The 23802-nt window shown below is 51.2% G+C and carries 21 protein-coding genes, 1 pseudogene and 1 riboswitch; of the genes and pseudogenes, 14 read left to right on the forward strand and 8 right to left on the reverse strand.

The features are described from left to right. Window positions 1–3: 3 nt before the first annotated feature. From METBU_RS0103305 to METBU_RS25790, 7 genes are read right to left on the reverse strand one after another with little or no spacing between them, the layout of a single operon-like run. Window positions 4–1107 carry a cobalt-precorrin-5B (C(1))-methyltransferase gene (locus METBU_RS0103305; RefSeq protein WP_017839268.1) on the reverse strand — a complete coding sequence of 368 codons (1104 nt, stop codon included), beginning with the start codon at window positions 1105–1107 and terminating at the stop codon, window positions 4–6. A gap of 4 nt (window positions 1108–1111) precedes the next feature. After that, window positions 1112–1780 carry a precorrin-8X methylmutase gene (locus tag METBU_RS0103310; RefSeq protein ID WP_017839269.1) on the reverse strand — a complete coding sequence of 223 codons (669 nt, stop codon included), beginning with the start codon at window positions 1778–1780 and terminating at the stop codon, window positions 1112–1114. Window positions 1781–1789: 9 nt separating this feature from the next. Next, the gene (locus METBU_RS0103315) at window positions 1790–2617 is read right to left on the reverse strand and encodes a sirohydrochlorin chelatase (RefSeq protein WP_017839270.1); all 828 of its coding nucleotides are present in this window, start codon (window positions 2615–2617) and stop codon (window positions 1790–1792) included. Between the two features lie 9 nt (window positions 2618–2626). Continuing rightward, window positions 2627–3421, reverse strand: coding sequence for a precorrin-4 C(11)-methyltransferase (cobM, locus tag METBU_RS0103320; protein ID WP_017839271.1), 795 nt, complete (start codon window positions 3419–3421; stop codon window positions 2627–2629). Continuing rightward, window positions 3418–4719, reverse strand: a complete 1302-nt coding sequence (locus METBU_RS0103325; protein WP_040575274.1) for a cobyrinate a,c-diamide synthase — start codon at window positions 4717–4719, stop codon at window positions 3418–3420. Before METBU_RS0103325 ends, cobM begins: the two co-directional genes overlap by 4 nt. Window positions 4720–4721: 2 nt before the next feature. Then, window positions 4722–5369, reverse strand: a complete 648-nt coding sequence (locus tag METBU_RS0103330; protein ID WP_017839273.1) for a CbtA family protein — start codon at window positions 5367–5369, stop codon at window positions 4722–4724. Between the two features lie 2 nt (window positions 5370–5371). After that, a complete protein-coding gene (locus METBU_RS25790) occupies window positions 5372–5548 on the reverse strand; it encodes a CbtB domain-containing protein (RefSeq protein ID WP_017839274.1) in 177 nt (58 codons plus the stop codon). 154 nt (window positions 5549–5702) lie between these two features. Beyond that, window positions 5703–5832: riboswitch (cobalamin riboswitch) on the reverse strand. Between the two features lie 304 nt (window positions 5833–6136). Here METBU_RS25790 and METBU_RS0103340 point away from each other — a divergent pair. The 14 genes and pseudogenes from METBU_RS0103340 to METBU_RS0103405 all read left to right on the forward strand — a co-directional run bounded on the left by METBU_RS0103340 (window position 6137) and on the right by METBU_RS0103405 (window position 23452). Further along, window positions 6137–7132, forward strand: coding sequence for an IS4 family transposase (locus METBU_RS0103340; RefSeq protein WP_138767169.1), 996 nt, complete (start codon window positions 6137–6139; stop codon window positions 7130–7132). A gap of 91 nt (window positions 7133–7223) precedes the next feature. After that, entirely contained in the window at window positions 7224–8177 is a 954-nt protein-coding gene (locus METBU_RS0103345) for an IS1595 family transposase (protein WP_017839276.1), read from the forward strand. A 60-nt stretch (window positions 8178–8237) separates the two neighbouring features. Beyond that, entirely contained in the window at window positions 8238–8663 is a 426-nt protein-coding gene (locus METBU_RS25795) for a condensation domain-containing protein (RefSeq protein WP_268869775.1), read from the forward strand. A 570-nt stretch (window positions 8664–9233) separates the two neighbouring features. After that, entirely contained in the window at window positions 9234–10484 is a 1251-nt protein-coding gene (ltrA, locus tag METBU_RS0103360; RefSeq protein WP_014148637.1) for a group II intron reverse transcriptase/maturase, read from the forward strand. 253 nt (window positions 10485–10737) lie between these two features. Continuing rightward, window positions 10738–11130 carry a condensation domain-containing protein gene (locus tag METBU_RS28915; RefSeq protein WP_051056233.1) on the forward strand — a complete coding sequence of 131 codons (393 nt, stop codon included), beginning with the start codon at window positions 10738–10740 and terminating at the stop codon, window positions 11128–11130. Then, a complete protein-coding gene (locus tag METBU_RS28920) occupies window positions 11096–14926 on the forward strand; it encodes a non-ribosomal peptide synthetase (protein WP_017839279.1) in 3831 nt (1276 codons plus the stop codon). Before METBU_RS28915 ends, METBU_RS28920 begins: the two co-directional genes overlap by 35 nt. A 103-nt stretch (window positions 14927–15029) precedes the next feature. Further along, window positions 15030–17504, forward strand: a complete 2475-nt coding sequence (locus METBU_RS0103370) for a TonB-dependent siderophore receptor (RefSeq protein WP_083877609.1) — start codon at window positions 15030–15032, stop codon at window positions 17502–17504. A 345-nt stretch (window positions 17505–17849) separates the two neighbouring features. Further along, window positions 17850–19049, forward strand: a complete 1200-nt coding sequence (locus METBU_RS0103375; protein ID WP_017839281.1) for a sulfotransferase family protein — start codon at window positions 17850–17852, stop codon at window positions 19047–19049. 403 nt (window positions 19050–19452) lie between these two features. Continuing rightward, window positions 19453–20393 (forward strand): annotated as a pseudogene (locus METBU_RS28630) (IS256 family transposase); the annotation flags it as partial. 43 nt (window positions 20394–20436) lie between these two features. Further along, complete coding sequence (locus tag METBU_RS0103385; protein ID WP_175421684.1) at window positions 20437–20889, forward strand: cupin-like domain-containing protein; 453 nt, start codon at window positions 20437–20439, stop codon at window positions 20887–20889. 317 nt (window positions 20890–21206) lie between these two features. Further along, window positions 21207–21890 carry a 4'-phosphopantetheinyl transferase family protein gene (locus tag METBU_RS0103390; RefSeq protein WP_017839285.1) on the forward strand — a complete coding sequence of 228 codons (684 nt, stop codon included), beginning with the start codon at window positions 21207–21209 and terminating at the stop codon, window positions 21888–21890. Between the two features lie 212 nt (window positions 21891–22102). After that, window positions 22103–22480 (forward strand): DUF4351 domain-containing protein, encoded by a 378-nt coding sequence (locus METBU_RS0103395; protein ID WP_138767167.1) that lies wholly within the window; start codon window positions 22103–22105, stop codon window positions 22478–22480. A 313-nt stretch (window positions 22481–22793) separates the two neighbouring features. Further along, the gene (locus tag METBU_RS0103400) at window positions 22794–23087 is read left to right on the forward strand and encodes a toxin-antitoxin system TumE family protein (RefSeq protein ID WP_014148015.1); all 294 of its coding nucleotides are present in this window, start codon (window positions 22794–22796) and stop codon (window positions 23085–23087) included. Then, window positions 23084–23452 (forward strand): HVO_A0114 family putative DNA-binding protein, encoded by a 369-nt coding sequence (locus METBU_RS0103405; RefSeq protein WP_017839287.1) that lies wholly within the window; start codon window positions 23084–23086, stop codon window positions 23450–23452. Before METBU_RS0103400 ends, METBU_RS0103405 begins: the two co-directional genes overlap by 4 nt. 54 nt (window positions 23453–23506) lie before the next feature. Here METBU_RS0103405 and METBU_RS23185 read toward each other — a convergent pair. Then, on the reverse strand, window positions 23507–23802 hold a 296-nt coding region (locus METBU_RS23185), incomplete at its 5' end, for an IS66 family transposase (RefSeq protein WP_017839288.1).

Here is a 23802-nt window from a genome sequence, read left to right on the forward strand (position 1 = left end):
AGATTAAGTCCTTCCGGCTTGCGCCAGTTTATTGCCGTCGAAGTCGCAAACCAAGACGCCGATGTCGAAGCTCCCAGGGTAGCGCCGTTCCAATGTGGCGATCACCCGTTTGGCCAGTTCGATGTGGAATTCGTATTCCAAACCCAACTCGGCCATGCATTCCGAGGCATAGCGAGCGGTTTCCTGCTCGGCGATGGCCCGGCAAACTGTCTCCGGAGCGCCGATGCTGCGGGCGATGTCGGCGACCAGTTCGACATCGACCGGATTACGTCCGGCATGCGTGATGGTTTCGCCTTGTGCCATTTTAGTGAGTTTGCCGACCATGCCGCCGATGATGATGCTGCGAATGCCGCAGCGTTCAGCGGTATCGAGCGCGGGGGTCAAAAAATCGCCCATTTGCACGAAACAGCTTTCATTCAATGCCGGCAATTCGCGCATCACGAATTTCTCGGTGCGCCCACCCGTGGTCAGAACGACGGTGTCTTGTCCTTGATTCGCGGCGACTTCGACGCCCTGTACCACGCTGGCGCGGAACGCGGCGGTGGAATAGGGGTGGACGATGCCGGTCGTCCCCAGAATCGAAATACCGCCGATAATGCCTAGGCGGTAATTGAGCGTTTTTTTGGCCATCGTTTCGCCGTCCGGCACCGAGATGGTCACTTGCAAACCACGGGTTTTCAAAGCCTCGGATGCGATGAGACGAATATTGTGTTCGATATTTTTGCGCGGTACCGGGTTGATCGCCGCGCTGCCGACTTCCAGCCCCAATCCTGGACGGGTTACTAGGCCGACACCTTCGCCGCCGTGCAGTACGACCGTGTCCGGCTGCGCTATCCAAGCTACGTCGGCGGTCAGCCGGGCGTGATTGGTGCAATCCGGATCGTCGCCGGCATCTTTTTCAATGACCGCATGCGCGCCATCGCTGTTGACCCAAGCCTCCGCCACCTTGAAGCGAACCGTCTCGCCGTTGGGCAGTTGGCATTCGACGGTCTCGGGAACCCTGCCTTCCAGCAAGCCGCACACGGCGGCCCGCGCGGCGGCAGCGGAACATGCGCCGGTGGTGTAGCCTTTACGGGTACCTTTGGGTTTGCGTTCCGCCATCGCCATCGAATCAGCCGTTTTGTTGCCGGCTTTCCGCCAAACTCAAGAGCGCATGCAGCGCCGCTACGACCAGCGTCGAACCGCCTTTGCGGCCTCGGGTGATCAGCCAGGGAATATTTTTCGATGCGCTCAGCGCGTCTTTCGATTCGGCGGCGGACACGAAGCCGACCGGCATGCCGACGATCAGCGCCGGTTTGACGCCTTCTTCCTCGATCAAGCGCAAGACTTCCAACAAGGCGGTCGGCGCGTTGCCGACCGCGACGATGCCGCCGTTCAGCAAATCCAAGCGAGCGGCTTTACGCATCGCTTGTACCGCACGGGTGCTGTTGACTCGTTTGGCATCCGCGATCACGTCGTCATCGGCGATGAATTGATGCGTGTGCATGCCGAAATGAGCCAGGCGCGGCTTCGATAGGCCGACGCAAATCATTTCCACGTCGGCGATAATCGGCGCGCCGTTCAAAATCGCCGCGATACCGGCTTCGACCGCGTCATCGGAAAACTCGGCCAGGCCGTTGAATTCAAAGTCGGCGGTCGCGTGTATCATGCGCCGCACGACTTGCCATTGTGCACCGGTATAGTGATGAGCACCGGCTTCGCGGTCGACGATCGCAAACGAATCGTGCTCGATTTGCTGTCCGGCTTGGGTCAGTTGTTCGGTCTTGATGTTTTGGGTCATGGCTTTGCTTCAATGGTGATGATGGTGCTGATGCGCGGCCTGTTCGCGGTATTGGCAGCCGTCGCATTCGAGCATTTTCGGCGAATTCGGGTCGGCGGCATCCTCGACGCGTCGGTCGAGTAGTTCGAATACGCCCGGGTCGAAGCCGAAATAATTACCGCAAGCAATCGCGATTTGCGGATACTGTGTTTGCAATCGCTGTACTTGTCGTGCAATGCGTTCGATCAAGAGCCCGGTAAACAGATAGTAGGGCAGGATCGCGATTTGCGTCATGCCGAGACGCGCTTGACGCTGCACCGCAGTTTCCAGGCGCGGGTGAGTGATGCCGGTAAAGGCGATGTCGACCAATTCGTGTTCGGTGGCCTCGAACAGCCAGCGCGCCAGTTTCGCCAGTTCTCCGTTGGCGACCCGGTCCGACGAACCGCGTCCCAAGATAATGACGCCGGTCGTTTTTGGGTCGGGCATCGCCAGGGTTTTCAGCGTGGCGTTCAATTGTTTGTTCAAGATTTCCAGCAGAGTCTCGTTACTGCCCAGATGCGGCGCATAAACGAATTCGACATTCGGGTTCAGGGCTCGGGCTTCTTCGATGTGTTCGGGAATTTCCATCTTGACATGGCCGGCGGCGCTGATGATCAGCGGCACGACGATGACCTTGTCGGAATTTTGCGCCGCGCGGCGCAGGCCTTCGGGCAAGAGCACATCGGCCAGTTCGATATAGCAGAGTTCGATGCGCCATTCGGGGTGTCGGGCCTGCCATTGGCGTTGAAATTCGAGGATTTCGTCATTGCCTGCCTGGTTGCGCGAACCGTGGCCGACTAACAGTATCGTGGTTGTCATGCGTGTTCCTTAAGAATCTGATTGCTCGGCGCGGCGAAAACGATGCGTGAAGCCGGCGTCGTAAAGTTTGGATTTTTTTAAGTCCGGCCAATGGCGCGCGCCCAACGTGGGGCTGACGACGATCATCGCCTGGCTGTTAATTTTGGCGACGCGGCAGCGTTCGCGGATGTCGGCGAGCGTGCCGCGAATGATGTGTTGCTCGCCCGGCCAACTGGCCTTGTGCACGACCAGGACGGGCGATTCGTCGGTCCAGCCGGCGGCTTTCAGTTCGCGTTCGATGGTTGGCAGCAAGGTGATCGATAAAAACAAGCACAGCGTCGAATGATGGCCGGCCAATTCCCGAAGCGATTCGCCTTCCGGCATCGGCGTGCGGCCTTCGACACGGGTCAGGATCACGGTTTGCGTGACTTCCGGCAAGGTCAGGCTTTCCACCGCGCAGGCCATCGCGGCCATTGCCGACGACACTCCCGGCACCACCTCGACGGCAACGCCGGCCTTATCCAGGGGTTGAACCATTTCGATCAGGGCGCCATAGAGGCCCGGATCGCCGGTTTGTAGGCGGATCACGGTCTTGCCGGGTTGCGCTTGGGCGATCAACCAATCGGTGATCTGTTCCAGCGTCATGTCCTTGGAATCTTTGACCGCGCAATGCGCCGGCGCCCATTGCGTCGCGGCTTGTTGTACCAGGGAACCGGCGAACAGAATGGCGTCGGCCTTGGCAATCAAATCGCGGCCCTTGACAGTGATCAAATCCGGATCGCCGGGGCCGGCGCCGACAAACCAGACTTTTGCTAATCCGGTCATTGAAAAAATCCTGCAGCTTGTTGCGGGTTGAACGGAAAATAAGTGTGCAGATAAGAGGCTTGCAACGATCCCACGCGGAAAAACCTTTCGCCTTGGCTGCGGTTGCGTTGCGGAATCGATACGGTCGAGGCTTCCTTATCGGTTTCCAGAAGCGAATGATGAAAACTATGGCCGCGTATTTCTCCGTGCTCCAGCTGCAAACTGTGCATGCCCAGATTGACCAGCCGGTTCTGCATTGTCGCGCGACCCGGCAACAGGCCAACCATCGCGGCTGATTGCCCCTGTTTGTCGGTCAGCGTTTCCAAGAGGTATAAAAAACCGCCGCATTCGGCATAAATCGGTTTACCGGCGCGGTGATGATCATGCAAGGCTTGTTTCATCGCGCGATTATCGGCGAGGGCCATTAGATGCAGTTCCGGATATCCGCCCGGAAGATAAAGGCTATCGACCTCCGGCAATTCGGTGTCGGTCAACGGCGAGAAGAAACACAGCTCGGCGCCCATGGCCTGCAAGCAATCGAGGTTGGCTTGGTAGATGAACGAAAAGGCCGAATCGCGGGCGATGCCGATGCGCTTGCCGGCAAGAAGGCGCGGCGTCGGCGTCGTTGCAACCGGAGCAAAGGCAACCGGTTCGGGCAAGCGGCATGGCGCGGATTCGGTCAATAATTCGGCGGCTCGCGCCAGTCTTCGGTCCAAGTCGCCGATCTCGTCCGCTTGCAGTAAACCCAAATGCCGCGACGGCAAGGCGATATCCGCGTCTTTAGATAGGGCCGCCAGCAGGGGCATGTCTTCGGGCAGCGCTTCTTGCAGTAATCCGGCATGGCCTGGACTGCCGACCTTGTTGGCGATAACGCCGGAAAACCTTAGGTGTGGCCGGTAATGAGCCAAACCGTAGGCGACGGCGGCAAAGGTTTGCGCCATGCCTTGCGCGTCGATCACGGCGGCGACCGGTACCGACAACGCCTGTGCCAGATCGGCGCTGCTACTGTCACCGTCGTAGAGGCCCATTACGCCTTCGATCAGGATGACATCGGCCTCGGCGGCGGCGCGATAGAGCAAGTCTCGGCAATGCGCCTCGCCCATCATCCACAAATCCAGCTGATAGACCGGCCGTCCCGAGGCATGAGCCAGAATCTGCGGATCGATGAAATCCGGGCCGGTTTTGAATACGCTGACCTTGCGGTTTTGACTTCGGTAATAGGCTGCCAGCGCGGCGGTAATGGTCGTCTTGCCTTGGCCGGAAGCGGGCGCGCTGATCAGCATGGCCGGACAATGGCGGACGGATGGGCTAGTGTTCATAATCAGAGTTTGAGTTTGGTCATGCTGAATCCGGCTAAAGCGCCGAGGCTCAGCCAGAATAGGGCATTGCTAAAGGCGGACATCACTACGAAGCGTTGTTGTAAGGCTTCGGGCGCCAAGGCTTGCGCTATTTCCGGATGCGGGGCCCCGATCAAATGCGGGGCAGCCGCTAACATGCCGCCGGCGATTTGTAGGCCATGGTTTTTGCTCAATAAGAGTCCGTATAAACCGGCCACGGTCGATGCCGCGGTGAACAGCCACCAGGCTTGCCGGCTGAGCAAAGCGGCGCTGTCGGTTCCGGGCAATTCCGGCGGTAGGCCCAATGAAGGCGCGGCGAAAAAAACCAAATACCCGGCCGAGCCCCACAATAAGCCGCGCCAATAGCCGCCTGTGCCGTGCCAATACATCGCCGCACTCAAGAGCAAGGCAAAGCCGAAGCCGCTCAGTCCGTTAAACAGCATCGTGAAGGCGAAGCGTTGCCAGCCGTTTTCCGGTTGCCATTCATGTTCGGAGCCGGTTGCGGGCGCTTCGAATTGTTCCGCGGCTAAAATCAGAGGTTGCGTCAGATAATACTGTAAGACGCTGAGCAGCAGGCCGGAAAGGATTCCGGCCGCCAATGCGGCGATCACCAGTTTACGAAAATCGGCCACGCTTAATGACAGGGAAATGCGGCGCTATGGCGTCCGTCGTGTGCGGCATTATGAATGTAGTTGTTGGCGTCCTGCATGAAGCCGAGGCCTAGAATCACGGTCAAGCCCAATACGATGGCGCTCAAGCCCGGGAGAAATTTAGCGGAGTAAACGACGGAAGAGCCGGCGAGTGTTTTCATGGTTGTTGTCCTTCCCAAGTCTGGTTGGCGAATGAATAGCGGGGAAGACAAACCTAAAAAAAACGATTTGACAGATTGCCCGCCGCAATACTGTTGATTTCTACTCTTTAAATTTAGAATCAGCGTTAAAAAACGAACGCATTGTCACTAATAATTAATGAGTCAGTTTTAGGCCTGTCTCCGGGCTCGTGAAAAATCACTTACCGTTGCGGGGGCAGCGCCGGCTTTTAACCGGCTTCCAGTTTCACCCGCGCAGTGCGGGAACCGTAAAACAAGCTTGGGATTATAGGTTACCCATCAAAACCGTGCAAATGGAATGTAAGTATTCAGTCACCCTCTCTGAAAAAGAGGGGCTAGGGGAGATTTTATAAATAAATCCCCCTCAATCCTACTTTTCAAAGGGGGAGGCCAACAATCAATGCTGTTGACTTAAGAAAAATAAAGACATAATACCTTGTTTTTATTATAATAAGCACATGAAATCACTACAGAGAGACTCATTTATGACCAGCACCGCAAACATGGCACAAACATCGCTTTGAAAATTCATGCCAACTTTCGTCTTATCTTGAACAATTTCGCCGTTTAATTCCACACACGTTAGCCGATGATCAAAAGCAATCGGCTGAGCACTTTACCCGCACACGCAAACTCTCCTTACCCAACCTAATTACCTTGGTGTTATCACTGGTTACCAGTGATAAATCCGCTGGCGTGGACATTCATTCCGGTGAATTCTTCAAACAAGCGCGGCGAAGCGGTTGTTGGCCTGAGGCTGAAGCCGTGCATCGGAGTGCAGTGACGAAAGCCCGAAGTCGATTACCGTGGTCCGTCTTTACTGATCTATTAGCCGATAGTGTGCAGTTAGCTTATTCGCTTTGGCCGGAGTCGCCGGAATATACGTGGCATGGCATGACGGCGGTGGCTTTTGACGGTTCCAAATATCACTTGCCGGCCTCGCCCGAGCTTCGCAAAGCCTTCGATCCCAACAGCGGCTTGACCTTTCCCGGCAAAGGCCACTATCCGCAATGTCTGGTCCCGACCGCATTCGATGTCTTTCGACGGTTACCGATCGCTCGCGCGATCAGTCCCTTAGCGGAAGGCGACGAGCGCGAGGATGTGAAAGAGCTGCTACCGCAGCTCCCCGATCGTCCTTTGGTCTTATTGTTTGACCGCGGTTATCCCAGCTATGACTTGCTTTACTACTTACGAGATACCTCGCCGGATTCGGCTTTCGTGTTCCGCTGTCCGGCCCAATCGACCTTTAAAGCGGTCGAGAACTTTGTCCAATCCGGGCGTTCAGAGGCCGTCATCTGGTTGGATACGGCCTCGCGGATTCGCCGGAAACGACCGGGCCCCAAAAGCATCAAGCTACGCGCGGTCCGTTTGGAAAGCCCGGACGGCACGCTGTCGGTCTTATTAACCAATCTTACCGGCAGCCGTCAGTATCCCGCCGAATCACTGGTTGAACTGTATTTCCGTCGCTGGCGAATTGAAGAACAATATCGTGATGAAAAATTGCACCTCGATATCGAAATGTTCCACAGTCACAGTGAAAACGGCATCAGACAAGAACTGTCCTGATTAGCAAGATGCTTCAGCTAAAGCCCAAAAACCAGAATATTCTTGGCTAGAAGGCGCATACTGGCCACTTAATTAGCAAGGAGTCCAGCTCATGGCCATGAATAAAATCCAGTTTCAAGCAGGCCTGTCACTGCCTGCTTTTTTAGCGCAATTCGGCACCGAAGCGCAATGTGAAGACAGTTTAGAACAGTCCCGCTGGTCCCAAGGCTTTCGCTGCCCCGACTGCGGTCATGCCGAACACTATGTGCTTAAATCAGGCGGACGCAAAACCTTCCAATGCCGGTCCTGCCGGTTACAAACGTCGCTGATTGCGGGCACTTTATTCCAGAGCACTCACCTTAAATTGACGACCTGGTTTCTGGCGATCTACTTGATCAGTCAGGCTAAGACCGGTTTGTCCGCCCTGGCTTTGAAACGGCAGTTGGGCGTCAGTTACCCTACCGCTTGGCTGATCCAACAGAAACTGATGCAAGCGATGGTCGAACGGGATGCCCGATACACCTTGGACGGCGAAGTTCAGGTGGACGATGCCTATCTCGGTGGCGAATTGGCTGGCGGTAAGGCCGGGCGCGGCTCTGAGAATAAGGTGCCCTTTGTCGCGGCGCTCTCGCTCAGCCCCGAGGGACAGCCGAGGTTTATCAAAATGGCGCCGATTCCGGGTTTTACCCGTAAAGCCATTGCCAATTGGGCACAAGGCGATCTCAGCCCCGGTTGTGTCGTGCGGTCCGACGGCTTGGCCTGTTTTGCCGGCGTGACCGATGCCGATTGTCAACACCAGGTAACCGTCGCCGGTAGTCGGAAACCCAAAGACCTGCCTGAGTTCTGCTGGATCAATACGGTACTGGGCAATCTCAAAACCAGTCTAGGTGGCGCCTACCATGCTTTCGATTTCGCAAAATACGGCACCCGTTACTTAGGTGCGTTCGCGTACCGCTTTAACCGGCGCTTCCGACTCGATACCATTACTACGCGCCTTATCGTGGCTGCGGCTACGACTGGACCCCGCTCGGATTATTGGCTACGGCAAGCTGAAGCATCTTGCTAATCAGGACGTTTTATGCCTTAAGTTGGCGTCTATGGCATTGCCCCCTCCCGCAACGCCTCAATCCCGTTATCCTACGCCCAGCAACGCCTGTGGTTTCTGGACCAGCTGGAGCCGGACAACCCCTTCTACAACATCCCGGTAGCCCTGCGCCTGACCGGCCGCCTGGATCTTGCCGCACTGACGCAAAGCTTCGCGGCCATCGTCAATCGGCACGAAATCCTGCGAACCGTGTTCGAGACCGGCTCGGACGGCGTGGCGGTGCAAACCGTCCGCCCAAATCTGGCGGTAGAAATGGAGCACATCGACCTGACCGGCTTAGAGCCCGGCCAAGATGCCGCTTGGCAAGCGCTATGCCGGCAAGAAGCCGCCAAGCCCTTCGACTTGCGTAACGGACCCTTGATCCGTGCCCGCTTATTGCGGCTGAGGGACAGTGCCGAACAGCAGGATGCGGTGCTGTTGTTGACCATGCACCACATCGTCCGCTGAAAATCTTGGAGTGTGCCACAGGCACACAAACTGACGCTATACGGAAATAGCGATCAGATGTGTATAAGCTCATTGGAAGATGATGGTAGGTCCATCAAAGTCTGTTGTCGGAAACCGGCTTTAAACCACCTCAAGCTGCTTGTATTAAGAGTGCAGGTAGTGAGCGTTGAGGAAAAGCTAATTCATAATTAGCAGGTAGGGTACAGAGAGACGAGTTAAACCGAACCTATGTTGACGCGTCGTTATTCAGAGACTCGACATCAAAACCTGGGGCGTCCAAGACTTCAGGGATGAGTCTGCAAGCGGATCCGAAGTCTGTGCAGATGGTGTCCGGCGTATAGTGGGCGTGACTCTGTACCGGGCTTTCAATGGGAACTGTGGGAACCAGTCATCATGATGTTAAGGGAGAAATGCAAATCACTAAATTGATAAGTATGAGAGTACCGATGCGTGATACTGGGGCGGAGTTGCTCGTAGTAGTGTTGAAGCGTTTGTAATGAACGAGGAGCGAAGGGGCAACATCAGGCAGCCTTTATTGCTATCACAACTGTTGAAAGGCAGGAGGATGATATGAGCGAGGCAAAGCCATTTGTCATTTCGAAATGGCAAGTGATGCGTGCATTTGAATTGGTGAAAGCCAATGCGGGTGCTGCAGGTGTTGATAGGCAATCGTTGGCAGATTTTGAAAGAAATCTGAAAGACAATCTTTACAAGTTATGGAATCGGCTGTCGTCCGGCAGTTACTTCCCGCCGCCTGTCAAAGCGGTAGCCATACCGAAGAAAGCAGGTGGCGAACGGATTTTGGGTATACCCACCGTGAGTGATCGTATTGCTCAGATGGTCGTCAAACTGGAATTTGAACCCCAGGTTGAGCCGCACTTTTTGCCTGACTCGTATGGCTACAGGCCGAATAAGTCAGCACTCGATGCGGTGGGTGTCACGCGAGAACGTTGTTGGCGCTATGACTGGGTACTTGAGTTTGATATTAAGGGATTATTCGACAATATACCGCATGATCTATTGCTTAAAGCGGTCTATAAGCATACCGATACGGCTTGGGTGAGATTGTATATCGAGCGCTGGTTGACGGTGCCGATGCAGATGCCCAATGGGGAATTGAGTAGCCGGGGAAAAGGCACGCCACAAGGTGGAGTTGTCAGTCCGGTGCTCAGTAATCTGTTTCTGCACTATGTCTTCGACAAATGGTTGCAAAAGCACTACTCGGATACACCCTGGTGTCGTTATGCCGATGATGGTCTGGTGCACTGCCGGAGTGAGGCAGAAGCCAAACACATGCTGGAAGCACTGAAGCAACGCTTTCAGTCCTGTGGGCTTGAACTTCATCCGGTGAAAACCAAGATTGTTTACTGTAAAGATGGAAGTCGCAAAGGGCGCTATAAGCATACCTCCTTTGATTTTCTGGGGTATACGTTCAGACGGCGACTGTGTAGGAATCGCAAAAGAAACAGTGTGTTTGTAAACTTTACGCCGGCGGTGAGTAAAGCGGCGCTGAAGTCAATGCGAGGAAAGGTCAGAAAGTTACGAGTCAGAACGCGTACCGAGTTGAGCTTAGGGCAAATAGCACAATGGTTGAATCCCATCATTAGGGGATGGATAGGCTATTATGGTTGTTATACCCGATCTGCGTTATATGGTATGTGTCGTCACGTCAACATGACTCTGGTGAGGTGGGTAAGACGAAAGTTCAAGCCGCTACGCCAGCATAAAATAAAGGCAATGCTGTTTCTGGAGAAGATTGCAGATCAACATCCAAACTTGTTTGCCCATTGGCGGGCGGGAATGATAGGTGCGTTTGCCTGATGGGAGCGGTATGAATCGAGAGGTTCACGTACCGTTCTGCGAGAGTCTGTGGGGGAAGTGCCTGCGGTCTACTCAACAACGGAGCGTTAGCGAAGTGAAGATTTTTAGTCCCCGATAGCCGTAGCGCCGGGTGTTTTGCCGGAGTCTGCGCGAATAGCGCAGGCGGAGGCAAAATACAAGGCATCGCGACACGGCGTAAAGCCATTTGTGGGAGTGCTACGGAACCGCATCGAGTATACGATGATGTGGCGTAGTGGCACGGACGCAGGGCGAATCGGGGCCGCCGAAGGCAATAATCGCCAAGTCATTTTTCGCTGCTGAAATCGGACGGACCCCATTTCAGCTTTCGCGAAAAATCTTGGCGCGCTTGTCCGACGGCTGGTCGGCGGAACTCCTGGTCAAGGAATTCAGCGCGCTGTACCGGGCGTTCACGCAAGGTCTCGCCGCGCCACTGGCGGAATTGCCGATTCAATACGCCGATTTTGCCTGCTGGCAGCGCCAATGGTTGAGCGGCGCGGTACTGGAGCGCCAGTTACATTACTGGCGGCAACAACTGGACGGCGCGCCGCTGGTGCTGGACCTGCCGACCGACCGACCGGCCGCGACCGGCGGTGACCACCTACCGTGGCGCCAGTCTGGCTTTTGAATTGCCGTTGGCCGTGGCGCAAGCGATACGGGAGTTGAGCCGGCAACACAATACCACCTTGTTTATGGCGCTACTAGCCGTGTTCCAATTACTGCTCGGCCGTTACAGCGGCCAATCCGATCTGTGTGTCGGCAGCCCGGTAGCCAACCGGAATCGGCCGGAAATCGAAAGCTTGATCGGCTTCTTCGTCAACACCTTGGTTCTGCGCGCCGACGTATCGGCTAACCCGACGGTGACTGAGTTTCTGACACAAATAAAAACCACGGTGCTGGATGCCCAACAGCACCAAGACCTGCCGTTTGAAAAACTGGTCGAAGTGCTGCAGCCCGAGCGCGACCCCAGCCGCAGTCCGCTATTCCAAGTCATGTTTGTCTTGGCCAAACAGGACCAATTGATCTTAAGCCTGCCGGATTTAGCCGTCGAACTGATCGAAGATTCCGGCACGGTGGCCAAATTCGACCTAACCCTACACATTCAAGACTGGCCGGACGGCCAAATCGGCGGAAGCTGGGAATACAACGCCGACCTGTACGATACGACAAGCATCGAACGCCTGGGCCGGCATTACCGACGGTTGCTACAAGCGGCCGCCGCCGACCCCCGGCGCAGAGTCAGCGAACTGCCGCTGCTGAGCGAGGCGGAAACCCGGCAAATCTTAGTCGATTGGAACGCGACCGACGTTGACTACCCGCAAGACCGCTGCATACATCAACTGTTCGAAGCGCAAGTTGAGAAAACTCCAGACGCCGTCGCGCTGACGTTCGAAGACCAAAGACTGAGCTACGCCGAACTGAACGCCAAAGCCAATCAACTGGCGCACTATTTGATCGACCGGGGCGTGCGACCGGACGTGCTGGTGGGCATTTGCCTGGAACGTTCTCTGGAAATGGTGATCGGCTTGCTGGGCATCTTGAAGGCCGGCGGGGCTTATGTACCGCTCGATTCTCACTATCCGGCCGAGCGGCGGGCGTTGATATTAGCAGATGCCGGCGTCAAGCTATTGCTAACCCGCGAAGCGCTGAACGCCGAACTTACGGAGAATGCGGAAGTAGCAGTAGGGTACGCAGCGCGTACCTTGGGGCTTGAATCGGGATTTGACGAGAACAAAGTACGCGCTGCGCACCCTACGGACTTGATGACGAGAGATTGTATCATCCACCTTGACCGCGACGGGCCGGCTATTGCCGGGTATTCCGCCACGAACCCGTCAGTGAGCGTGCATCCTTTGCATTTGGCCTATCTGATCTACACCTCCGGTTCCACCGGTCGGCCCAAGGGCGTGGCGGTGAACCACCGCAACGCGTTGCATTCCACCTGGGCCCGGCTCAGCGAATATCCCGAACCGGTCAAAGCCTATCTGTTGCTGTCCTCGTTTGCTTTCGACAGCTCGGTGGCCGGCATCTTCTGGACCCTGGCTCAAGGCGGTTGTTTATGCCTACCCCATGAAGACAGCAGCAAAGACCCGGTGGCGCTGGCGGCCTTGATCGAGCGACATGACATCTCCCACGTGTTGGCCTTGCCTTCGCTGTATGCGGTGCTCCTGGAACAATATCCGCCAGCCTTAAGCCGTCTGCAAGTCGCCATCGTTGCCGGCGAAGCCTGTCCGACCGACGTCGTCAAGCGCCACCTTGCCATGCTACCCGATGTAAAACTCTACAACGAATACGGCCCGACCGAAGGCACTGTCTGGAGCAGCGTTTATCTCGCCGGACCGGACGACCTGGATCGGCCTTTAGCGATCGGCCGGCCGATCGCCAACGTCCGCCTTTACAACCTGGATCGCCAACTCAACCCGGCCCCGGCCGGCGTGGTCGGCGAACTGTACATCGGTGGTGCCGGCATCGTGCCCGGCTACTGGCAACGCCCCGAGCTGACCGCCGAGCGCTTCATCCCCGATCCGTTCGGCCCGGCCGGCGGGCGGTTGTACAAGACCGGCGACCTGGTGCGCTACCGCGCCGATTGCGCACTCGAGTTCCTGGGGCGGCTCGACCACCAAGTCAAGATTCGCGGTTTTCGCATCGAACTGGGTGAAATCGAAGCGCAATTGTTACAACAACCGGCGATCAAGGATGCCGTAGTGATTGCACGAGAAGACCAACCCGGTGACAAGCGGTTGGTGGCTTATGTGGTTCCGCAGGCTACGGACAAAGAAGCCGAGCACGACCTTGCTGAGCACCTCAAAACCGCGCTCAAACAACATCTGCCGGACTACATGGTGCCCAGCGCCTTCGTGGTACTGGAGACCATGCCGCTGTCCGCCAACGGCAAGTTGGAACGTAAACAATTACCGGCGCCGGATTGGCATGCGCGCATGGCAGCGAGCTACGAAGCACCGCGCACCGATACCGAGCAAGCGTTGGCCGAGATTTGGCAAGAGGTTTTAGGTGTCGAGCAAGTGGGCATCAAAGACGATTTCTTCGAATTGGGCGGGCATTCCTTGTTGGCCACCCAATTAGCGTTTGCTTGCGAAAAAAGATTGCAGAAGAAATTTCCGGTCAAAACGGTATTCGAACATCCAACGGTTGCACAGCAAACCGCTTGGCTGGCTGGGGACATTTCGGATACCAACATCAATCTGCTGGCTGACACTCAATTGGGTTGCGACATATACCCCTTACCGACACAACCTTTGCCGCTCGATCAATCTCGGGCAGTCATGTTGACTGGAGCAACCGGTTTTCTTGGCGCCTTTTTGTTGGTCGAATTGCTGGAGCAAACGGATGCCAACGTGTATTGCCTAGTGCGAGCCCAGAACGAAACTCAGGCAACTGCACGCTTACAAACACAGTTGATGCGTTACGAGTTGTACGACCGAGTCGAATGGTCCAGAGTCATCGCGGTGTGCGGCGATTTGGCGGTTGAAAAACTGGGCTTGACCGGAGAGCGCTATCGGGAAATTTCTGCTACTGCCGATGCGATTTTCCATAACGGTGCGTTGGTCAATTTCGTACAGCCTTACGGCTTTTTAAAACCGGCAAACGTGTTGGGCAGTGTCGAAGTCCTGCGCATGGCGACAACCGAGCGTCCCAAAGCAATACATTACGTATCAACACTATCGGTGTTCGCCGGAAAACCCAACAGCCCGGCCGGATTTGCGGAAACCGACGAGCCGCTATTGAACGCAAGCCTGACCGGCGGGTACGCGCAAAGTAAATGGGTCGCGGAAGCCATTGTGCGCTCTGCCGGCAGTCGCGGATTTTTCACGACCATTTATCGCCCGGCGACAGTAGCTGGCGACCGGCGCAACGGCGTATGGAATACCGATGATTTCCTGTGCCGGATTTTGAAAGGCTGCGTGCAGATGGGCTTGGCGCCGGATAGCGATGCCAAGCTGGAAATGGCAACTGTCGACGACATCAGTCGCGCCATCATTGCTCTAGCGAAGGTTGATTGTGCGGAAAACCGCATTTTCCATTTAAACCATCCTAAACCGCCGACCGCGAATGCGTTGTTGGATTGGTTTTCTGACGGAGACTTCCCTCTACGCAAGGTGCCGATGCCGGAATGGCTAAGCGCAATACATTTCTCGGCGAAAACTATGGAGGACTTTGCGTTAAAGCCGTTGCTAAGCCTATTTACTGACGATCCCATCGAACCATCTGACGGTGTCGAAAGCGGATACGCCTGTCTCGCTAGTCAATACGCATTGCGGATCTTAGGCGCCGAATATAGCGAGTTCGACGACATCTTGTTGGGCCGTTATCGGGACTATTTTTTGCGTAGCGGATTCATCGGTGCTAAAGGAGAAGAAATTTCGGAGGGAAATTGGGGTGGTAATCGTCTTCTAACTAAATAACTGCAGGCTCAAGCAGAGCTGGCAACGTTTTAATAAACGAATATTTTGAAATACCCCCGACAACTAAATGCCTAGGCATCATAAATTACCAACGAGATCGACCATGATTCGCTCCAGAAAAGCCCATAGTTTAACAACAAGGACTGCTATTTATAATTCAATAGAGGAATCCCGTCGGCGGCATACCGTAAAGTCGATCGCTATGCTATGCGGCTTGTTATACGCATCCGCATCGATTGCGGAAGGCAATGACAGGGTTTACCAATTCGATATTGCTGCCGGGTCCATGTCCAAGGCATTGGAGGATTTTTCCGATACGTCCAATCTCGATATTAATTACCCAGCCAACGTTGTAAACGAAGTTAAATCCAACGGTTTGAAGGGCAGTTATACCACCGAACAAGCGTTGCGCCAGTTGCTTAAAGGTAGCAACCTAAGTTATCGAATTACAGGGAATAGCACTGTGACGGTCGAGAAAATACAATTGGCTGAAGCGAAGGATCCAACGACTATGCCTGCTATGAGAGTGGTTGGACAGGCCGTTTACGACTCGACTGATCCGTACAACCCCAATTACAATCGCACTAGTGCCAGTACAGCGACCAAGACCGATACGCCAATTATGGAAACACCGTTTTCGGTGCAGGTAGTCCCCCGGGCAGTTATGGACGATCAACAAGCAATCCGTTTGAAAGATGTTACTAAAAATATCAGCGGCGTATTTCAAGGGGATGACTTGGGCTTTCAATATGAGAATTTTTATCTTCGAGGATTTAACGTAAAGCAAAATGTCTATCGTGATGGTTTTCTTACACCGGGAACTACACTCTCGCTCGCCAGTGTAGAACGAGTAGAGGTTCTTAAAGGGCCAGCCGGCATGTTGTATGGACGTTTGGAACCCGGTGGGTTGATCAACGTGGTCACTAAGCGCCCTCTGAAGACAGCTTATCACTCTCTTGAACAACAATTCGGCTCATTTGATTTATATAGAACCTCGCTCGATACAACAGGCCCTATTGATCAAAATGGAGAACTTTCGTATCGGTTTAATCTGGAATACCTCAATAATAATTCGTTTCGAGATTACGTGGGCAATGAACGATTGCATTTGACAACCGCATTGTCCTGGAATGTCACGGATGCAACACAGATTGATCTTGATTTTTCTTATCAGAATCATAACTTTGTACCAGATAACGGTATTCCTGTTATCGGCACACGTCCGGCAAACGTACCGATAAGCCGATTCTTTGGAGAACCGGATGATTTCGTTAAGGTTGATATCTTTCAGGAGACTATAAAACTCGATCATCATTTCAACGATGATTGGAAAGTTACCGCGAATTTAACTCGCTATGATCGTCGTGTGAAAGATAAGGTTACATTTCCAATCGCCTTCAATGAAACAACGGGAGATATGATCCGTGGCGCTTACTCGGAAACCCCTATAAGTGAAGGAGCATGGTTCTCTACCATTAATTTCAATGGAAAATTCAATACTTGGGGCGTGAGACATAATGTATTGGTAGGTGGGGATTATCGGGATTTTAACCAACAAAATACTAGCACCAATTTTGTTCCATTTCGCGGGAATGCACCCGATCCGATTAATATTTTCTCGCCCGTGTATGATTCGTCTACAGTTAATTTGTCGCAGCAAAAAGATATTTTTTTCCTAACTAAAAATAATTGGTACGGAATTTATTTGCAAGATCAAATTACCATTAACGATCAATTACATCTTCTATTAGGTGGCCGTTATGATAACGCTAAAACATCATCCGATTCAGATTTTCTCGGTTTTTTGGGCAGTAACAAAACACATGATGCTGAGTTCAGTCAACGTTATGGGATTCTTTACCAGCCCGCTTCTTGGGTAAGTCTATATGGAAATTTTGTCAAAGGATTTAATGCTGCAAATGCATTTGTTGAGTTAAGCGATGGACAAACGCTTGAGCCTGAATTATCACAGCAATATGAAGTAGGCGTTAAAGGGCAATGGTTTGATGACCGATTAACGGCAACTTTGACATATTTTGATCTGACCAAGAAAAACATATCCGTGCCGCATAGTAACCTTCAATTAGCGTCGCTCGGATTAAGTGAACTTGTAGGTGAGGCTCGTAGTCGAGGTATCGAATTCGATTTTTCCGGTCAGATTACCGAAAATTGGAGTGTTATAGCTAATTATGCATATACTGATGTGAGAATTACAAAAGACCAAAATTCAATTTTAGGGAATCGGCTACCTAACGTGCCGGAGCATGGTGGTGGAGTATGGACTAAATATGATTTTGCCGACTTTGATTTACCTGGATTTAATATAGGAACCGGAGTATATTTTTCGAGCAATAAAGAAGGTGATCGAGCAAATAGTTTTCAATTACCTGGTTTTTTTAGGGTTGATGCAGCATTGGGATACAAAATTAAAGTAGGTTCTACTCGCTTATCAACCCAATTTAATGTAATTAATTTTCTCGACAAACGTTACTATGATGTTTCCAATAGCGAATCCCGACTTAATGTTATACCGGCTACATCGAGGACCTTTTTGGGGTCGATTAAAATTGAGTTTTGATATATAGATAATAGTCACTTATAATTTATTTACTCCAAAGCATGAGTGCCAGCATTAATGGCCTTTAAGTCATTTTGTTATACTCAAGTTGTACTGACTCAAAAAATTAAGGGCTTGTTAATCAATAAAACTGATTTTGATTGGCGCCGAGCACTTATAAAGCAATACATTACATACAACTAGGCATTCACTATTTTGGTTTTCATATAGGTATACATCAATGGACATTGTAATTACATCCTTATAGTTCCTATAACAGCATTCTATCTGCTGAATACTCCAGCATCTCCACGCTGTAATGCTAAGGCTTAAGATGTGAAAAATATATATTAGAAAGGTGTCTATATGAAAAAAAATGTAAATCATGACTTTATTTACCCAGTGTTTATTCTTTCATGCGAGAGATCTGGCTCTACGATGTTGAGATATATAGTCGATTCTCATAAGGAAATAGCGTGCCCAGGACATCTATATATAGGTGAGTTATGCGCCAGTTTAAATATTTTACTAACTAGCACTTTGATGCAAAACCAAAAAAATTTATGCGCCATAGACAAAAGAAACTTCGTCTTAAACGAAACCAGGAAGATTATTGATAATATAATGACAAGTTATATCATAGAAAAAAACAAATCCATCTGGTGCGAAAAGACACCAATGAATTTAGAGCATCTGGATTTGCTAGACGAGCATTACCCTGATGCAAAATACATTTGCCTCTATCGCCATTGTATGGATGTTGTTCATTCCAGCTTAAATTTAAGTAAACATCGATTTCTTCCTGAGCATGTGCCTTTTGTGCATCGGAACCCAGGAAATATCATTGCCGCCATGACGGAAAATTGGCTAGAAAAGACTGAAAAGCTCTCGGAATTTGAAAAGAAGCATCAAGCTCGCTGTTTTAGAGTAAAATATGAATCTATCGTTCTGGAGCCAGAAAAGACTCTAGAGAGGTTGTTTAATTTTTTGGGTGTCTATTGGGATAAATATTTAATTGATAGAGTATTTAAGATTGAGCATGATAATGGCGAAGGGGATGGTAGAGCGCTTCTATCCAGTAAAATTCGTCAAGATTCTGTTGGAAAGGGGACAGAAGTACCTAAATCTGGAATACCTGATAAGTTTTTATCAAAACTTGACGCTCTACTTTGCGAGTTGGGTTACGGTAATCTCGACAACTATTATCAAAATAAAGGTAGCTGCGATAGAGCAAAGGAAATTGATACAAATATATTAGAAACATATCTCGAAAATGCAATTAGAGCAAATAGAGCCAACTTTCCTTTGCTTAGAGGGATTTGGAAAATCGTGCTAATAGGTAACGAAGATGGTATTTGGACCATCGACTTGTCGGGTCAGGAAACGATTTTTGTAAAAGGAGATACGCAAGCCGATTTTACGTTACGATTATCATCTTCTTTATTATCCGATATGTTTAATGGTATAAGGGACGGAATAGAAGCGTTTTCACAAGGGGAAATAGAAGTAGAAGGGCTTAACGATAAAGATAAGTTAATATCATTTGGTAGATTAATACTTTCATAATATACGCTTAGCAAAAATATGTAAACATGTATTTTTAGTGCGATTTGGTGCCGTATTTTCTGGTACTTGTAGGCACCAATGCATTTGATGTTTTATGTATATACAATCCAAGCGTTTCAAAAATATTAATTAGCTCGAGTGCCTGGTATCGAATAAAACTATCTTATGGATAATATTTTATATAGGATAATTGGCATGATAAATTTTAATATATTAATTCATGCACTTTTTCAAGTCATTTGTAATTTATATAAGGATGCATAATGAAGCTAAGCTATACCTTACCTTTAAAAGTAGCACGCGCTCATGCACCGTCGATAGAAGAATTTAATGCACTGTATGCAGAACCGGGTAAACCGGTTTTAATATCCGGGATTGTTTCGAATTGGAAGGCTTATTCGCGGTGGAAGCGGCCTTGCCCTGGCTATATTTGCGAGGCATTTCAACAGGCGACATGCAGTCGGCCTTATCGGTTCTGTTGGGTGACGATGCTAAAGGCTTGTCGCCTGCCGTGGTTAGCCGTCTGAAAGCCCAGTGGGCTGAAGATTATCTGGCCTGGAGTCGACGAGATTTATCGCAGGAACGCACGGTGTATGTCTGGGCCGACGGTATCTATTCGACGCTGTGGGGCGAGGATGAGAGCCTGTGTTTACTGGTCATCATCGGTGTCAACGAACAAGGTGAGGAACGCTTGCTGGCCTAATCGGATGGTTATCGGGAATCGAAAGCCTCTTGGTTGAGTGTCTTACAGGATTTACAGGCACGGGGGCACCTAAATTGGCCACCGGCGATGGTGCGTTGGGATTTTGGTCTGCTGTCAATGAGGCCTGGCCCACAACACAACACCAGCGTTGCTGGGTACATAAGACCGCGAATGTGTTAGCGGCGATACCGGATTCGATCCAAGGTAAAGCCAAGGCGGGGCTGAAGGAGATCTGGATGGCGGATACCAAAGCCCAGGCCAATAAAGCCTTTGACACGTTCTTACTTGATTTTGAAGCCAAGTATCCGAAGGCAGTGAGCGTGTTGGCAAAAGACCGTGAATCGTTATTGGCCTTTTACGACTTTCCCGCCGAGCACTGGATACACATTCGGACGACGAATCCGATCGAATCCAGCTTTGGGACGATACGCCATCGAACAACCCGCACTAAGAACTGCGTGTCGCGCAATACCTTGTTGGGCTTAGTGTTCCAATTGGCGCTAACCGCCGAGAAGAGTTGGCGCAAGATTCGCGGCTTTAAACGATTGCCGGAGGTGATTGAGGGCATCCGTTTTCAGGATGGCATTGCTGTCATCATGGAACCGAAGCAGACAGAAGATACACAGCAGATGGCCGCCTGATTCAATTCAGCCATACACCAGATTTGACTATATCTCGGATCCGTTGGCGGTTTGCTATATCGGGAGTCATGTATATTCCCAGCTCCATTTTCATCCTTATGGAAAAGCTTTGCTTTGTGTTGTTTCTGGCCGTAAAAAAGTTAAACTTTTCGCACCTGATCAAACTAAATTTTTATATCAGAAATATAATTTTAGCAAAATTACGGAGGAGCCCGTTGATTTAGAAAAGTATCCTTTGTATGTAAATGCAAACTACTATGAGTGTGAAGTCAACGCGGGAGAAATGCTCTTTTTTCCAATCTATTGGTGGCATGGCGTTGACACGCAGGAATTCACATCGGCTGTTGTTTTTTTCTGGAATGATCCACGTCGTTTGAGATGGCTGCCCCCACCGGGCATACCTTGGCATACACCTTTACTATTTGAAATTGCTTCTTGGTATTTTAAGGGGAAAGCAATTCTGCGGAAATTAGCGAGTTATCAAGATAGAAGTTGAACAGTCCTCGATTTAGGCTTTTACTCTTTCCAATTTTGATGCTTGGTACTAAATGACTGTTGTGTATTGAATCCGCTGGCCGGTAAAAGTGTTGTATACATCCTTTTGTCCGATTTTTTCCATTATTCCAATCCCGCACCTCGCATATGCTGCCGTAAACTCAGCGGTCGCATATTGATTCAGACTTCCTTGATGTAATCCGGGCATTCTTACTAGGGGCTGACGGCGCGCTTGTCGTTGGGGATTTCCTTGTATCGGGCCGGATCGAATATTGCTTTTCGTGATCGACGATTTGATCGATCGCAGGATGATTATGTATGGAGATCGATTTATGGTTTGAAACGTTAGTCATTACCGATGAAGAGTATCGGTATTATTGGTCTCTACTGGACAAAAATGAGCAAGATAAGGCCTTGCGTTTTGTGCAAACAAGGCGTGGCCGGAGTTATGTGGCAAGCCACGGGAAGCTCAGGTTGATTTTGGCCGAGTATCTGGGCATGCCTCCTGAAACAATCACGTTTTCAACACAAGCGCACGGCAAACCTTTTGTTGCCTGCGGCAATTCCAATGGCATTAGATTCAATTTGGCTCATTCCGGCGATCATATGGCGGTTGGTGTCGGTTATGCTTATGATATCGGCGTCGATATCGAAGTATGGACGGATCGGGTCGATTATCATGGGATTGTGGCGTTATGTTTTTCTGAGGAAGAGACTCGGTTTTGGTCGGATTTGCCGAAGGAGCGGCTGCAAGAATTTTTTTACAGACTTTGGACAAGGAAAGAAAGCTTCATCAAAGCTGTCGGCCTAGGATTTTCGTTAGATGTTTCTCAAGTGGAAACCGCAGTGCAAGGGCCGAGCCGATTCTTGTCGTTGCCGAGCGGATGCGGTTCGCCGAAAGGATGGTGTTTGATCGATTTGGATTTAGCTAATGGCTTGAGTGGTGCAGTGACTATTTCGGGCGCGGATATGCCGAAGATTGTTTACAAGCATCTCGGGTAGGGGTCTGGTTGTAGGTTGCGGTAGTTCCTTGTGGGCTGGATCTCGGCAATCCCTAACGAGATGACGTTGTTAATAAATAGGGTCGGATCCTGAGATATCCCCAAAAAATAGCTATATAAAATAATTTGCTATGGTTGAAAATTGAAAGATAAGTTGGTTTTTTCGTATACATTGGTAGAAAAAGGGGTTACATATTTGAGCAATTATTTCGGTTGTCGCGCGATTACGCGCGGCAGGATATTATGGAGTTGTTACGGGTCATAGATTGGCTGATGCAGCTCCCGGATGAGTTAGAACGGCAATTAACCGATGAAATCAAACAACTGGAGGCGGAAACGATGACTTATGTGATGTCGATAGAGCGTTTGGCTCTGGAGCAAGGTAAATTGGAAGGGAAGGCCGAAGGAAAAGTGGAAGGAAAAATAGAGGGCGAGGCTGGACTGCTTCAGCGCCAGTTGATCAAACGCTTCGGCCCGTTGCCGGGCGCGATTCAACGACGTCTGGATCAAGCCACGTCGGAGCAACTCGAAATCTGGGCAGAGCGGATTTTGGATGCGCCGAACTTGCCGGCGGTGTTCGACGATCATTGAACACCGTAGCCCGGATGGAGCGCAGTGCAATCCGGGACAGGCGAGGCTACGAATTCCCCGTATTCCGCTGGCGCTGCATACGGGCTACGCGCTACGAAAGTATTCGCGGATACATCATAAAAAATTCATTCGCCATGAAGATAAACGACTATAAAGTCAACAACATAATGTTTCATGTAATATATAACTTATTGTTATTTATGCGCTGCATTCCCAAGCAAAGAGCTTGGGAACTAGCGATTTGTGGGGATACCTCAGGATCTGACCTTTTAAAACATTGCTTCTAAGCACTATATTGCTTAGAATGCAATACATGAAAACTAAAGCCGAACCGGTTTTAAATGAAAAAGTCGTCTTGGGAGAATGGACGGTGCAGATGGTCATTTGGCGGTTGGCCGCGCCGGTGGTGGGTAGCGACCATTTATATAAATACCGTCTATATTGCGGCCGTAATGGTCAATGCCGATTGCGTTATGACAATGAGCGAGGTAAGGGTGATCACATTCACGATGGCGAGAATGAAAGACCGTATTGGTTTACCGATTATGAAACCCTGATTAGTGATTTTCGCAGCGATGTGCGGCGCGTGATGGAGCGTGAACAATGAGTAAAGCGATTATTGAATTGAGCACTCTGGATAATGTATTTACCCGGTCGCTGGCGTTGGTCAAGGCGATTGACGCCGGCGAGTCAGCCCCGGCTGATTATCATCTGGGGTTTACCGATGCCGGGCAATTGTTTGCCGAGTTTACCGGCGAACGCTGCCGGTTGCTGGATGTGTTGAAAGCTACGGGGGCGCAATCCATTTACGCACTGGCCAAGCGACTCGGGCGCAATTACAGTAACGTGCACCGCGATATTCAAGCCATGATGGCGCACGGGTTGATTGAAAAAAGCGATGAGAATAAAGTGTATGTACCGTGGGATAGCGTAGAAATCCGGGTTACTCTGGGGGAGAGGCGGGTGGCGTGATTCCGGGTTCCGTCAGCAATACTGGCGTAATCGTTTAGCCCCCCCCTGTTCCTATCACGCCAAAACCGGCATAGGCAAACGAGGGACGGGTTGGTTTTTACGGCGTTCGGCCAGTGTTTGAGCAATAAACTCCCAAGGATTCAGGTCTCTCAAACGCGCGGTATCAATCACGCTCGCCAGCAAGGCAACCACGCGACTGCCTTGTGCCGTCCGCGAACCGAAGGTGATTTTGCGCAGCAATACCCAGTGCCGCAAACTGCGTTCCGCCACGTTGTTGGTCAATGGATGCGCCGGCGTTTCGACCACGCGCACGATGGCCTCCCAATCGTTGAGAAATTCGCCGGCTAATT

The organism is Methylotuvimicrobium buryatense 5G, assembly GCF_000341735.1.
Lineage (GTDB): Bacteria > Pseudomonadota > Gammaproteobacteria > Methylococcales > Methylomonadaceae > Methylotuvimicrobium > Methylotuvimicrobium buryatense.

Excerpts from the sequence above, each read along its gene's own strand:
- METBU_RS0103305 (WP_017839268.1), bottom strand. The coding sequence starts at position 1,107 with ATGGCGATGGCGGAACGCAAACCCAAAGGTACCCGTAAAGGCTACACC.
- METBU_RS0103310 (WP_017839269.1), bottom strand. The coding sequence starts at position 1,780 with ATGACCCAAAACATCAAGACCGAACAACTGACCCAAGCCGGACAGCAA.
- METBU_RS0103315 (WP_017839270.1), bottom strand. The coding sequence starts at position 2,617 with ATGACAACCACGATACTGTTAGTCGGCCACGGTTCGCGCAACCAGGCA.
- cobM (WP_017839271.1), bottom strand. The coding sequence starts at position 3,421 with ATGACCGGATTAGCAAAAGTCTGGTTTGTCGGCGCCGGCCCCGGCGAT.
- METBU_RS0103325 (WP_040575274.1), bottom strand. The coding sequence starts at position 4,719 with ATGAACACTAGCCCATCCGTCCGCCATTGTCCGGCCATGCTGATCAGC.
- METBU_RS25790 (WP_017839274.1), bottom strand. The coding sequence starts at position 5,548 with ATGAAAACACTCGCCGGCTCTTCCGTCGTTTACTCCGCTAAATTTCTC.
- METBU_RS0103345 (WP_017839276.1), top strand. The coding sequence starts at position 7,224 with ATGGCCATGAATAAAATCCAGTTTCAAGCAGGCCTGTCACTGCCTGCT.
- ltrA (WP_014148637.1), top strand. The coding sequence starts at position 9,234 with ATGAGCGAGGCAAAGCCATTTGTCATTTCGAAATGGCAAGTGATGCGT.
- METBU_RS0103370 (WP_083877609.1), top strand. The coding sequence starts at position 15,030 with ATGATTCGCTCCAGAAAAGCCCATAGTTTAACAACAAGGACTGCTATT.
- METBU_RS0103375 (WP_017839281.1), top strand. The coding sequence starts at position 17,850 with ATGAAAAAAAATGTAAATCATGACTTTATTTACCCAGTGTTTATTCTT.
- METBU_RS0103390 (WP_017839285.1), top strand. The coding sequence starts at position 21,207 with ATGGAGATCGATTTATGGTTTGAAACGTTAGTCATTACCGATGAAGAG.
- METBU_RS0103400 (WP_014148015.1), top strand. The coding sequence starts at position 22,794 with ATGAAAACTAAAGCCGAACCGGTTTTAAATGAAAAAGTCGTCTTGGGA.
- METBU_RS0103405 (WP_017839287.1), top strand. The coding sequence starts at position 23,084 with ATGAGTAAAGCGATTATTGAATTGAGCACTCTGGATAATGTATTTACC.